This window comes from Sorangium sp. So ce204 (assembly GCF_051526795.1).
Lineage (GTDB): Bacteria > Myxococcota_A > Polyangia > Polyangiales > Polyangiaceae > Sorangium > Sorangium cellulosum_B.
In genome coordinates this window covers 6,606,618-6,619,243 of the sequence record NZ_CP150317.1, presented here as the reverse complement: position 1 = coordinate 6,619,243, position 12,626 = coordinate 6,606,618, and the positions used below count along the sequence as shown (strand labels likewise).

The window sequence follows — 12,626 nt, the reverse complement described above, 5'->3', positions numbered from 1 at the left end:
GCATTTGCGCTGTTTCCCGATGAATCCCGACGATTCTCGGCGTGCTCGCGGTCGATCCGGCCCACCGACATCCGCTGTTGCGCTGCGGACAAATGGTGAGCACACCGTGGTTGCGCCAGGGGGGACCGGCGCCGCAGGCCGCGCCGGTGCGCCCGGGTGAGCCTGGTCGGCGTCTCGGGCGGACTCTCGGCATGACGTCGGCGAGTGGAGCCGCTATAGGCGGACCCCGACATGTTGGAACAACGAGAACTCGATCTCATCGCGGCAGTCGAGCATCCGGATCCGCACCACGTGCTCGGCGCGCACGAAGACGAGGACGACCTGGTGGTCCGCGTCTTTCGGCCGGACGCCACCGAGATCGCGGTGGTCCCGGGCGACCCCAGGCTCCGGAGGCAGCCGATGGAGCGCGTCCACCCCGCGGGCCTCTTCGAGGCGCGCTTCCCCGGCGTGTCCTACCCCGCGGACGGACGCTTCCCGTACCAGCTCGAGCTGCGCTTCCCCGACGGCAACTCCTCGGTGGAGCTCGACCCGTACGCGATGCCGCCGACGCTCGGGGACATCGATCGCCACCTCCTGGCCGAGGGGCGGCACTGGGAGCTCTACCGCGTCCTCGGCGCGCACGTGCGCGAGGTGGACGGGGTCTCCGGGACGTCGTTCGCGGTCTGGGCCCCGAACGCGCGGCGGGTGAGCGTCCTCGGCGACTTCAACCACTGGGACGGCCGCCGCCACGCGATGCGCCGGATGGGCGAGGGCTTCTGGGAGATCTTCATCCCGGGCCTGGGCGAGGGCGCGCTCTACAAGTACGAGATCAAGACGCCGGAGGGGCACATCACGGTGAAGACCGATCCCGTCGCCCAGGCGATGGAGCTCCGGCCGGCCACCGCCTCGCGGGTCTACACGAGCCGCTACGCCTTCCAGGACGGCGACTGGATGCAGGAGCGCGGCAAGGTCGACTCCCGCAAGAAGCCGCTCACGATCTACGAGGTCCACGCCGGCTCCTGGCGGCGCGTGCAGGGCGAGGGCCCGCCGTACGAGGGCGGGATGCGCTGGATGACGTACCGCGAGCTCGCCGACCACCTCGTCGAGTACGTGGCCGAGCTCGGCTTCACGCACATCGAGCTCATGCCGGTCATGGAGCACCCCTTCGACGGATCGTGGGGTTACCAGGTGGCGGGCTACTTCGCCCCGACCAGCCGCTTCGGCGATCCCGACGACCTTCGCTACTTCATCGACCGCTGCCACCAGCGGGGGATCGGCGTGATCCTCGACTGGACCCCCGCGCACTTCCCCAAGGACGCGTGGGCGCTCGGGCGGTTCGACGGCACGGCGCTCTACGAGCACCTCGACCCGCGCCTCGGCGAGCACCGCGAGTGGAACACGTACATCTTCAACTACGGCCGCCACGAGGTGCGGAACTTCCTTGTGGCCAACGCGCTCTACTGGCTCGACGAGTTCCACATCGACGGCCTGCGGGTCGACGCGGTCGCCTCGATGCTCTACCTCGACTACGCCGCGCAGGGCGGCGACTGGGTGCCGAACCGGTATGGCGGCCGCGAGAACATCGAGGCCATCGACTTCATCCGCGAGCTGTCGAACCGGGTGCACGAGCGCTGTCCGGGCGCGATCCTCTGCGCGGAGGAGTCCACCGCCTGGCCGTCGGTGACCCACGCGACGTACGTCGGCGGGCTCGGCTTCGACTTCAAGTGGAACATGGGGTGGATGCACGACACGCTCGACTTCTTCAAGCACGAGCCCATCCACCGCGCCTTCCACTACCACCAGCTCACGTTCGGGCTCATCTATGCCTTCTCCGAGAAGTTCCTCCTGCCGCTGAGCCACGACGAGGTCGTGCACCTCAAGCGGGCGCTGCTCTCGAAGATGCCCGGCGACTACTGGCAGATGCTGGCGAACCTGCGCGCGCTCTACGGCTACATGTGGGCCCACCCGGGCAAGAAGCTGCTCTTCATGGGCGGTGAGATCGGCCAGTTCGCCGAGTGGAGCGAGAAGACGGAGCTCGACTGGGGCCTGCTCTCGGTGCCCGAGCACGCGGGGCTCAAGCGGCTCGTGACGGAGCTCAACGCGCTCTACAAGAAGTATCCGGCGATGTACGAGCTCGACGACGAGCACCACGGCTTCCGGTGGATCGACTGCACGGACCACATGCAGACCGTGATCTCGTTCATCCGCTACGGCGACGGCGCGGGAGATCAGATGTCGCCCTCGGGCACGCACGTCGTGTTCATCGGCAATTTCACGCCGGTCCCGCGCCATCCGTACCGGATCGGCGTCCCGCGGCGCGGCGCCTACCTGGAGGTGCTCAACACCGACGCGGTCCAGTACGGCGGCAGCGGCGTGGGCAACCTGGGTCGCGTCGAGGTCGAGGACGTCCCGAGCCACGGGTTCCCGCAATCCATCGTGCTCTCGCTCCCGCCGCTCGGGGTGCTCTGGCTCATCCCCGAGCAGGACGCCCCGGGCTGAGGCCTCCTCCGGCGCGCTGCTAAGCAGGTCCCCCCAGGGCGCCTTCGCTCGTCGGGGCGAGCGCGCTCCGCGCGGGGCGCGCGCGGCGGTTTACTGAGCCTGGGCCTCGTCGGCCGGCGCTGCCTCGCCTCGCCGCGAGCGCCTCGGCAGCCACATGTCCACCGTCGAGACGATCGCCATGGCGCCGAGCGACAGCAGCATCGCCACGCCGGAGATGGGCATCAGCGCCGCGGCGCCGGGCGCGCTCCGGAGGAGCCATGGCGCCGCGATGTGCAGCCCGCTCGTGACGACGGCCGCCGCGACGCCTGCTGTGTGGAGCCATGACGGCAGGCGCGCGAGCAGCCAGAGGTGCGCGAGGATCAGCACGTAGACCGGCACCGAGAAGAGGTGGAAATGCGTCACCTCGAGCAGCTTCCGCTCGGAGATCTGCTCGACGAGGACGCGCGGCGCCTCCGGCGTCCCGGGGAGATCGAGCTCCGGGCCCAGATCGAGCGCGGGCCCCTCGGCCGCGGCGGGCGCCTGGGCCGGGGCAGGCGGCGGCGCGGCGACGGCCGCGCCCGCGTAGTACGCGGCGGCCCCCGCGTCCTGCACCATCGCCCCGTAGAGGCGCCACGACACGAGCAGCCCGATGACCGACGCGAGCGCGAACGCCGAGTAGAGGAGCTTCGCGCCGAGCGAGAGCGACCTCAGCCGACCGGCTGAAGCTGTGAAATCCCTCACAGAGCGCCGCGCTTCAGCGCGAGCTGGAGGACGAGCGCGTCGCGCTTGACGCCGAGCGCCACGGAGCGGGACGAGATGGATGCGCCCGACACGATGTCGATGTCCTTGCCCGCGGTGATCGGGTCGCCCGCCGTCTTGCCGCGGAACTGGGCGCGGAAGCGATCGCCGCGGACCTCGTCGCCGTACGCCTCGCGGTACTCGAGGATCTCGATGCGCTCCACCGCGCCGGCCGTCGAGAACTGCACGGCGAAGTCGATCGGCTCGTGCATCCCCTTCTCTTCGTCCTTGATCGCGTAGCCGTCGATCTTGCCGTCGGACTCCGCGACGTACACCACCCACTCGCGCTTGACCGGGGCCCCCAGCTTCTTGCCGAGCTCCTGCGCCTCCGCGTCGCCGAGGACGACCTTGCGATAACCGACCTTCTTCGAGCTCGCGAAGAAGCTCTTCAGGACCGCAGGGACCGTCCAGTACGTCGCGCCGTGGGCGGGCAGCGCCGCCAGGATGAACGTGAGCGCCGCTGCTGCAGCGAAGTGGGCGGCGCGGAGGTCACGAGAAGGACGCATCAAAGCTCCGACGAAGCTGTCATTCGTGAAAGTCAAAGTCAACGGCGTTTGGGCCGCGGATTTGCGGCGCGGGCGTCAGTCGCGTCAGTCGCGCACTTGTACATCCAGGTAGCGCTCGGCGTTCAGCGCCCACGCTTCCGGGCTGCGGCCGGCCTCGACGTGCGCCACCGCGTCGGCCGCGATCGCGGCGCAGTGATCGAGGTTGCAGTGAAGGAAGAGCGCCTGCCGCCCGAAGGGGACCACGCCGAGCGCGGCGGCGCGGCGCATCGCGGCCCGCCAGTCCCGCAGCCAGCCGCGCCGGTAGAGCGGGTACACGCGGGGCACGAAGCGCTGCCGGGCCTCGAGCGGCGCCACCCCGCGCGGGGCGATGCCCGCGCGCACGAGCTGGTCGAGCAGCGCATCGAGCGGCGGGCCCGAGGCGAAATCGCGCCCGCGCCCCCAGGCCCCCTCGGGGATCTCGACGCACAGCACCGTCTCGCCCGGGCGGCGGAGATCGGGCGCGTAGTTCTGCAGCTCGGAGACGCGGCCGAACCAGAAGCGCGGGTCGGGGCAGTAGTACGTCTCCGGGGCGCCGAGCCGCGCGCGCGGGTACGCCAGGTAGACAAGGTAGAGCCCGCGGTGCTCGAGCGGCGCGTCGGGCACGAGATCCGCGAGATCGCCGGCGAACAGGATCGGCGCCGCGCCGGCGCGCGCGCCCGCCACGGCCAGGCCGAGGGTGGTCCCGCACTCGGCCTCGACGCCGGCCTCCGCGAGGCGCGCCTCGAGGTACGTGACGAGCGACGAGATGCCCGCCGGCGGGTAGATGAACCGCGCGAGATCCGCCGAGGCGCCGCCGCGACCGCGGGTGAGCCCCTTGAACAGCGCGAGCGGGCTCGTCGTGCTGATCCGCTTCTTCGCGACGGTCTGGGAGAGCTCCGACGGCGGGATGCCCCAGACCTTCTCGGCGTAGGGCCGGTAGAACGACGCGTAGGCCGCCGCGCCGACGCGGTCGCGCACGAACCGCTCGAAGCCGACGTCCTCGCCGGCGAGGGCGCGGTCGTGCTCCCAGCGGGCGAAGGCGGCGCGGCGGCCGCGCTGCGCCACGAACCCGAGGCCCATGGCGGCGCCGGCGCGGAGGCCGAGCGCGCGGAGCATCGAGGGCGCGCTCGGCGGGTAGGGGACGTGGCGGCCGCCGAGCACGAGCACCCCGCGGCGCGGGCGCGAGAGGAACGGGGAGCGCGCGTGCACCTCGCGGAAGAGCGGCTGATCGAGGGCGGCCGGGTGGAGCCGGTGCGAGCCGAGATCACACGGCAGGCCGCGGAACGTCTCGGCGCCCGCGAGCCCGCCGGCCCGCGCCGCGCGCTCGAGGAGGCGCACGCGCCGGCCGGCCCGCGCGAGCAGCAGCGCGGCGTAGAGGCCGGAGATGCCGGCGCCGACCACGAGGCGCTCGGGCCCGGCGTCGTCTGGGCGGAGTGACATGGTGTGCCCGCGTCCGGCGCGCTCAGTACATGAAGCCGAGGCCGAAATTGAGCTGCGTCTGGTCGAACCCGAGGGTGCGGTCGCGCAGCTGGTAGTCGGCCTTCACGACGACCCCCTGGGTCGGCCGGTACGAGGCGCCGAGCGTGAGCTCGCGGACGCCGTACGAGGCGTTGGCCTTGTAGCCCTCGGGCACCGCGGACTGCGTGTCGTACGCCTCGACGCGCGCGAACGGCAGGAGCTCGTGGCCCACGTCGAGCGAGCGGAGCACGTCGAACGCGGCCTCGACATAGCCGCCGCGGATCCGGGAGGCCACGGGGCTCGTGGGATCGATGAAGTTCGGCGCGCCGCTCTCGTTGAACGAGACCATCAGGGCGCGCGCCTCGGGGAGGTGCCACTCGGCGAACAGGACCCGCGTCTCCAGGCCGCTCCTGCGCCAGCGCGCGTCGAGCGACCAGCCGAGGACCGGGACCGACAGATCCACCGGCGTGCCGTCGCGAAGGAAGAATTTGCCCTCGCCGTTCGGGCCAGCGTCGCTCGCGTACACCGACGCGCCCGCGACGACCCCGAGCAGCGGCTCGGCCTCGACGCGCGCGACGGCCGCCCATGCGTTGGCGCGGGCGAGCCCGCCGCTCTGCCGCCCGCCGGCGAGGCCGCCCGCGCGGAAGCCGAGCGGATCGAGGCCGGTCATGGCGTAGGCCTCGAAGCGCAGCCAGTCGAGCGGCTGCCCGAACGCGCCGATCCCGATCTCGCGCCACGTCGAGGGGATGACGAGGGTGTCGACCTTGGGCCTGACCACGCCGTGGAACACCGGCGGCTCGTGCCACTGGTTGATGATCCCCATCGGGACGAGCACGAGGCCCGCGCGCAGCCCGAGGGCGCGGCCTGCCGCGTTCCACTCGATGTAGGCCTGCTCCAGCTCCGCGGCGCCCGGGCAGCTCGCGCAGGAGATCGAGTGTTCGACCTCGAGCTCGACGTAGGACCGGATGTCGGCCGTGAACTCGTGCGCCACGAAGAGCACGAGGCGCGGGATGTCGGCGACCCACGCGCGCTCGCCCTCGCGGCCGGTCGTCGTGCCGCGGACATGCACCTCGCCGTAGCCGCCGACGGAGGTGCTGCTGGCGCTCGCCCCGGCGCTGCGGAACCGCTGCTCGGTCAGGCCGCGGACGAGCTCGTGCTCGGGCGCCTCTCCGGCGCCGAGACCGACGGCGGGCTTCCGGGGCTCCGGCGGCGGCGCGGCGTGCTCGGGCGGCAGGTCGAGGACCGGGCCGTCCGGCGCGGGCTGCGCGGCGGGGGCGGGCTGCGTGGCCGGCGCAGGCTGCGTGGCCGGCGCGGGCTGCGCGGCGGCGGCGAAGGGCAGCAGCGCGCCGAGGACGACGCCCGCGGAGCGAGGCCACAAGGACGTGATCGCTTTCATGACGAGGACCGGGAGCCCGGGGGGCGGGAGTCTTCGCGCCCTTGAAAACGGAGGTCAACCTCGTTTTCAGCGAGGGGGCGCGCCGCGCGGCGCGCGCGAGAGCGCGCCGCCTGCCGGAGGTCCGGCGGGCAGCGCCTCGAGCAGCGCGAGATCGCTCCAGAGCGCGTCGACGTAGCGCGAGCGCGGGCGCGCGAAGCGGATCGCGATCGTGTAGCCGCGGCCTGCGAGCGCGTCGCGCGCCTCCCGCGACAGCGCCTCGCTGGTGATGAGCGCGCCGCCCGGCCCGGCCTGCTCGACGCCGCGGACGAGCGCGGCGTCGTCGCGCACGCGCACGGGCAGCCGACCCGGCGCGCCCTCCTGGATCATCCGGTCGAGGTCGCGCGTGAGCACCGGGCGCTGCTCTGCACGGGCGTCGCGGAGGAAGCGCACGATCGCGGCCGCCGGCGAGGGCGCCTCGTGCTGGCGAGCGAGCGAGATCGCGTCGGCGAGCCATTGCGCCGCCAGGGCCGCGACGAGGGCGAAGGGCGGGGCGCCGCGGAGCGCGCGTCGGCGCGGAGCGCCCTCCGCCGCGGGGCGCGCCGCCGAGAGGGCCGCTGCGCCGGCGGCCATGGCGACGAGGAGGAGCGGGACGAGCGGGAGCCAGTGCCGCGGCTTGTAGGCGATGTTTTGCCCGAGGAGCGCCCAGAGGAAGTAAGCGAACGCGGAGGCCCAGAGCTCGGGTTGCTCGCGCAGCGCGCGCGCGGCCCGCTCTCGCGACGCGACCCGGAGCGCGCCCGCGGCGAGGAGCGCGACCAGGAGCGGCGCGCCGAGCCAGCGCGCCGCCGGCGCGTCGGGCCACGCTCCGCCGAGCCCGTTGGCCCAGATCCCCCAGATCACGCCGCGGAGGCGATCGAGCGGCGACGAGACGGTGATCGCCGTCCCTCCCCAGCGGGTGAAGTGCCCGAGCCCCTGGACCCACGTTGTCGCGACGAGGTCGCGCGGCGTCGCGATCAGCACGAGCGGCACGAGCCACGCGAGCGCGCCGGCCGCGAGGTCGCGGCCGCGCGCGAGCCACGCGAGGCGGCCGCCCTCGCCGCGGGCGATGACGGTGAGGCAGGCGAGCGCGAACGGGAAGTACGAGAGCCGCACGCCGAGCCCGACGCCGAGCAGCACGAGCGCCCAGGTGCGCGTGCGCGCCGCCGCGGCGGCGGCATCCAGCGGCGCGGCCGGAGCGGCCGCCTGCGCGCCGCGAAGGCGCCTCGCGCGGGCGCACAGCCAGAGCGCCGCGGTCACCGCCGCGGTGCCGGCCATGTCGCTGAGGAGCTTCTCGGACGACAGCCAGAGGAACGGCGAGGCGAGCGCGAGGACCCCGGCGAACACCGCGGCGCGCCGCCCGGCGACCTCGCGCGCGAGCAGGGCGGTGAAGGCGACGGCGGCCGCGCCGGACGCGGCGCTGACGAGGGCGAGCGCCGCGCGCGGCGTCGTGCCGAGCAGCGCGAGCCCCTTCGCCGCCGCGACGAACACGGGGTAGTACGGCGCGTGCGGGCGGAGCGCGGCCACGTCGAACCGCTCCACGCCGAGCGCGAACCGGAGCGCGTCGATGTCCTCGTCGTGATCGATGCGGAAGAGCAGGCGCGAGGCGAGCGCGGCGGCGGTGAGCGCGGCGAGCGCGAGGACATCGCGCCGCTCTTCCCTCACGAGCCCGAGCCGGATCCCGAGCCGGGCGCGTGCGTCGGCGCGCCGCAGTCCGGCTGATCCACGCTGGCCGCCCCGGCGCTCGTTGTGGCGCCCGAGCCGGACCCCGAGCCGGGGAGCGGCGCCGCCGGCGTGTCGCACTGATCGAACAGCTCCTCGCCCGCGTAGTCGAGGCACGCGGTCGCGAGCGACGCGACGACGAACGTGGCGCCCGCCACGACGAACGCGGTGCGAAGCGATGCCCAGGAGCCCAAGCCAGCCACGCAAGCACCGTGCCGCTGCCCCAAATGACTGTCAAGCGCGTGTGTCACCCGGGTTGCGCCTGCGCGGCGGGGCGGAGCGTCGCTCGTTTTTTGCTCCTTCCGGGGCCGCGCGCGTAGGGTCGCGCGCATGGAGTGGCTCGAGTCGATGCACCGCATCCGCGCGCTCAAGCTGGAGCTCGCGCGGATGGATCCGCGGCGGGGAATGCCGATCGCGCCGCCGGCCGGGGCTCCCGAAGAGGCGATCGCCGGCGTCGAGCGGCGCCTCGGGATGGCGTTGCCGCCGAGCTATCGGGCGCTGCTCTCGCGGCACGACGGCTGGCCGCAGCTGTTCGCCGGCGCCAGCCTGCTCGGGGTGCGCGCGCTCGCGCGCGGCTCGTACATGGACGTCGGGCGGATGGTGCTCGAGCACTGCGAGGGCGAGGATGCGCGCGGCGCGGGCGAGCGCGACGGCGCGCCGGCGACCGTGCGCGGCCGCTATGGTGCGCGGAGCGCGCTCGTCCCGTTCGGCATCGACGCGGCGGCCGAGACGGTCTTCGCGTGGGATCCCGAGGCGAGGGCGCCTGATGGCGAGCTCGAGATCATCCTCTGGACGAACGACGTCGGGCTGCGCCTGTCGGGCTTCCCGGAGCTCCTCGACATGGTGAAGGACATGCTCGCCGCGGAGCTCGACGATCGCCGGCAGCGCGCCGCCGCGCAGGTCGCGCAGATCGAGCCCGCGGCGCTCGCGCGCGGCGCGGTCGCGTCGAGGAGCCGCGTGCGCGCGGTGGCGGTCCCGCTCACACCTGCACCTCGCCCGTTCATGCGGAGCGCGCTCACGGGCTGAGCGAGCCTCGCCTCCCGAGCCTGGCCGCCGCGATGCCCGCGTGAGGCTGCGTCCAGGGGAGAGGGCGCGCAATCGTGCGATCGTCACAGGCCGCACTCTTTGCGCGTCTCGCCCGCGGGCTCCGATGAAGACGAGCCGGTTGTTTCCGCGCGCAGCGTGGGACGTGGTGTACTAGGTGGACCATGACGGATGCCCACCAGCAGCAGCGCTACCGGGTCATCGAGCGGCTAGCTTCGGGCGGCATGGCCGAGGTCTTCCTGGCGGAGAGCGCCGGGATCGAGGGGTTCAAGAAGCAGGTCGCGATCAAGCGCGTGCTCCCGCACCTCAGCGAGAAGAAGCGCTTCATCGCGATGTTCCTCGACGAAGCGCGGCTGTCTGCGCACCTCTCGCACTCCAACGTCGCGCAGGTGTTCGACATCGGCGTCGGCGACAACGCGTACTTCATCGTGATGGAGTACGTGGACGGCGCCGATCTGAAGGCGGTCCTCGAGTCGATGCGCAAGGCCGGCCGCACCCTCCCGGTCGAGTCCGCCGTGTTCATCACGGCGAAGCTCTGCGAGGGGCTCACGTACGCCCACGAGCTCAAGGCGGCCGACGGGCATCCGCTCAAGATCGTCCACCGGGACATGTCGCCTCCGAACGTGCTCATCACGAAGTACGGCGAGGTGAAGATCGTCGACTTCGGCCTCGCCAAGGCGACGAGCCAGCTCGAGAAGAGCGAGGCCGGGATCATCAAGGGCAAGTTCAGCTACCTCTCGCCCGAGGCCGCGCAGGGCCAGGAGGTCGATCACCGCACCGACATCTTCGCGCTCGGCGCGATCCTCTGGGAGATGCTCTCCGGCAAGCGGCTCTTCCTCGGCGACACCGACTACCAGACGGTCAAGCTCGTGCAGCAGGCGCAGATCCCGCCGCTCTCGGAGAGCAACAAGGCGGTCCCCCCCGAGCTCGATCGCATCATCGCCCGCTCGCTGGCCCGCGATCCCGCGGAGCGTTATGACTCGGCGCGCGAGCTCGGCCGGGATCTCACGACCTTCCTGTACAGGTTCGGCAGGCCCGTCAGCGCCTACGACATCGCCGAGCACGTCCGCAGCGCCATGGCGCTCCGGAAGCGGGCTCCCACGTCGGACAAGGCGTCGTTCATCGACCGGCTCATCGAGGAGACGCTGCTCGAGTTCACGTCGCTCCCGGACGACAAGGCGGCGCCGAGCACCACGCGCCTGAACGAGCCGCTCAAGATCTCGGCCTTCGAGGACATCGGAAAGTGGGCCGACGAGATCAAGCTCTCGGCGCCGGGGGACAAGCTCTCGGCGCCGGGGGAGGACGTCATGCGGCGGTCCCTCGCCACCGTGTCGGTCGAGGAGGGCAACCTCGCCGCGCTCGAGGAGACGGGCTTCGGCCTTCCGCTCGCCCCTTCCTCCCGCGTCCCCTCGTCCAGGCCCGTGGGTCCGCTGCTCGCGCCGCCTGTGCCGGCGCATCCGCCGCTCGAGAGGCGAGCCGTGCCGACCCTGGCCTCCCCGCAGCCCGTACCCGAGATGCAGCGCCCTGCGCCGCCGCCCATCGCGCCGCTCATCCCGGCCGCGCCGCTCGTCCCGGCCGCGCCGCGCGACCTGGAGCCGGATCTGGCCCCTCCAGCCAGGACCGGGGGCGGCGCGGTGAAGGCCGTGCTGCTCGTCGCCGCGCTCGCCGCCCTCGCCGCAGGCGCGTGGTTCGGCGGTCTGATCCCGCCCTGACCCGGCGAAGGGAGCGTGCTCCTCGCGGCGCCCACGGCCGAGCCATGGGCGCTGCGTGCTGCGCGGCGGCGAGGTGCCCAGCGCACGAGCGCTCAGCGCACGTCAGCACGCATCAACACGCGACTACACGCCGCCCCTGCGAGGCGCGCCGCACCGTGATCGGTGTCGTGGCGCGCTCTCTCGCCGGACGTGTTACTCGGTCCCCTCCGCGTCGTCGTCCTCGTCGTCGTCCTGCTCCTCGAGCTCCCTCTCGAGCTTCTCGATCTCCTCTTCCTCCGTGTCGTCCTGGGCAGGAGCGGCGCGCCCTTCCTGGATCGCCTTCTGACGCGCCTTCTCCGCGGCGGCGCGGGCCTGGGCCACCTTCTGCAGGATCGCCGGCTTGGGCGCCATCATCAGCGTCATCGTGCGCTGCTCCATCATGGGGCGCACCTCGACGTTCGCGATCTCCTCGCAGTGCTGGACGATCCAGTCGAGCTGCTCCTGCGCCTTCTCCGGGTGGGTGATCTCGCGGCCGCGGAAGCGCACCGTGAACTTCACCTTGTGGCCTGCGCCGAGGAACCGGTGAGCAGCCCTGGTCTTGAACTCGAGATCGTGGTCGTCCGTCTTGGGACGGAGCTTGATCTCCTTGATCTCCACCACACTCTGCTTGCGCTTCGCCTCGCGGGCCTTCTTCTTCTCGTCGTACTTGTACTTGCCGAAGTCGAGGATCTTGCAGACCGGGGGATCCGCCTTCGGGTTGACCTCGACGAGGTCGAGCCCCTTCTCCTGTGCTCGGCGCAGCGCCTCGTGGGTCTGCATGATGCCGAGCATCTCGCCATCATCACCGATGACGCGGATCTCCGGGACGCGGATGCGCTGGTTGATGCGGATCTGCGGCCCCCGCTGGGCCTGCCGAGGGTCGAAGCGTCTCATCGCCATGTGATATTTCGCTGCCTCCTTGTGTTCTGTGCTCTTGAAAGCGACGGTCCGCCGCTCCGCGACCGAGCCCGGTCGTGGCGTCCATCACCACGACAATGTCGCCTGACTCTGCGCCGCAGGCAACGGCAGCAAGCAGGACGAGCGCCGCGGCGCATCGGCGCTCCGGGCCATGGCGCGCCGGGCTCGACGGGGGTGGGGAAGGGACTGCCGGACGAGAGAGGCCGGCCGGAGCGGCAGGTCACGAACCCGATGCGCTCACGGCGAGCCGGGGGAGCGTCCGCGCTGCGGCTCGCCGGCCGGCGAGCTCCGCGAGCAGCATCGCCCCGAGGACCTCGTCGAGGTCGCGCGACCGGGGGGCGGCCGCGGCGTTCGCCGAAGGGCCATCCGGAGCGCTCGTCCGGACCAGCCCGATCCAGGCCGGGTCGTCGAAGCGGAAGGGAGTGTGAGGGTGAAGAACGACGAGGCGCCCGTTGACGTGGGCGCCGAGGATGGGGCGGTTCTTGGCGATGTCGTCGGCGAGAGCCTTGCGCACCGTGGTGCGGGCCGCCGGGGCGGCCAGGGCTGTCTGATCGAGGGCCATGAAAC

General features: G+C 72.6%; 11 protein-coding genes. 3 read left to right on the top strand and 8 right to left on the bottom strand.

Going from position 1 to position 12,626, the window contains the following annotated elements:
* Positions 1 to 231: 231 nt before the first annotated feature.
* A complete protein-coding gene (glgB, locus tag WMF22_RS24625) occupies positions 232 to 2,478 on the top strand; it encodes a 1,4-alpha-glucan branching protein GlgB (RefSeq protein WP_437301508.1) in 2,247 nt (748 codons plus the stop codon).
* Between the two features lie 90 nt (positions 2,479 to 2,568).
* Here glgB and WMF22_RS24620 read toward each other — a convergent pair whose 3' ends face one another.
* The 6 genes from WMF22_RS24620 to WMF22_RS24595 all read right to left on the bottom strand — a co-directional run bounded on the left by WMF22_RS24620 (position 2,569) and on the right by WMF22_RS24595 (position 8,561).
* Entirely contained in the window at positions 2,569 to 3,198 is a 630-nt protein-coding gene (locus WMF22_RS24620) for a hypothetical protein (protein WP_437301507.1), read from the bottom strand.
* The gene (locus tag WMF22_RS24615) at positions 3,195 to 3,761 is read right to left on the bottom strand and encodes an FMN-binding protein (RefSeq protein ID WP_438037197.1); all 567 of its coding nucleotides are present in this window, start codon (positions 3,759 to 3,761) and stop codon (positions 3,195 to 3,197) included. The genes WMF22_RS24620 and WMF22_RS24615 overlap by 4 nt, the downstream gene beginning before the upstream one ends.
* Positions 3,762 to 3,845: 84 nt before the next feature.
* A complete protein-coding gene (locus WMF22_RS24610) occupies positions 3,846 to 5,219 on the bottom strand; it encodes a protoporphyrinogen/coproporphyrinogen oxidase (protein WP_438037196.1) in 1,374 nt (457 codons plus the stop codon).
* Positions 5,220 to 5,241: 22 nt separating this feature from the next.
* The gene (locus tag WMF22_RS24605; RefSeq protein WP_438037195.1) at positions 5,242 to 6,615 is read right to left on the bottom strand and encodes a hypothetical protein; all 1,374 of its coding nucleotides are present in this window, start codon (positions 6,613 to 6,615) and stop codon (positions 5,242 to 5,244) included.
* Between the two features lie 84 nt (positions 6,616 to 6,699).
* Positions 6,700 to 8,310: a hypothetical protein gene (locus WMF22_RS24600; protein WP_438037194.1), complete on the bottom strand. Its 1,611-nt coding sequence runs from the start codon at positions 8,308 to 8,310 to the stop codon at positions 6,700 to 6,702.
* Positions 8,307 to 8,561, bottom strand: coding sequence for a hypothetical protein (locus WMF22_RS24595; RefSeq protein ID WP_044965533.1), 255 nt, complete (start codon positions 8,559 to 8,561; stop codon positions 8,307 to 8,309). The genes WMF22_RS24600 and WMF22_RS24595 overlap by 4 nt, the downstream gene beginning before the upstream one ends.
* Before the next feature lie 136 nt (positions 8,562 to 8,697).
* On the opposite strand from WMF22_RS24595, the gene WMF22_RS24590 reads away from it, so the two are divergent.
* Positions 8,698 to 9,393, top strand: coding sequence for an SMI1/KNR4 family protein (locus tag WMF22_RS24590; RefSeq protein WP_437301502.1), 696 nt, complete (start codon positions 8,698 to 8,700; stop codon positions 9,391 to 9,393).
* A gap of 182 nt (positions 9,394 to 9,575) precedes the next feature.
* Positions 9,576 to 11,123 (top strand): serine/threonine protein kinase, encoded by a 1,548-nt coding sequence (locus WMF22_RS24585; RefSeq protein WP_438037193.1) that lies wholly within the window; start codon positions 9,576 to 9,578, stop codon positions 11,121 to 11,123.
* Between the two features lie 192 nt (positions 11,124 to 11,315).
* Here WMF22_RS24585 and infC read toward each other — a convergent pair whose 3' ends face one another.
* Together infC and WMF22_RS24575 are read right to left on the bottom strand one after the other, a co-directional pair.
* Complete coding sequence (infC, locus tag WMF22_RS24580; RefSeq protein WP_438037192.1) at positions 11,316 to 12,041, bottom strand: translation initiation factor IF-3; 726 nt, start codon at positions 12,039 to 12,041, stop codon at positions 11,316 to 11,318.
* Between the two features lie 238 nt (positions 12,042 to 12,279).
* The gene (locus WMF22_RS24575) at positions 12,280 to 12,621 is read right to left on the bottom strand and encodes a hypothetical protein (RefSeq protein ID WP_438037191.1); all 342 of its coding nucleotides are present in this window, start codon (positions 12,619 to 12,621) and stop codon (positions 12,280 to 12,282) included.
* Positions 12,622 to 12,626: the final 5 nt, after the last annotated feature.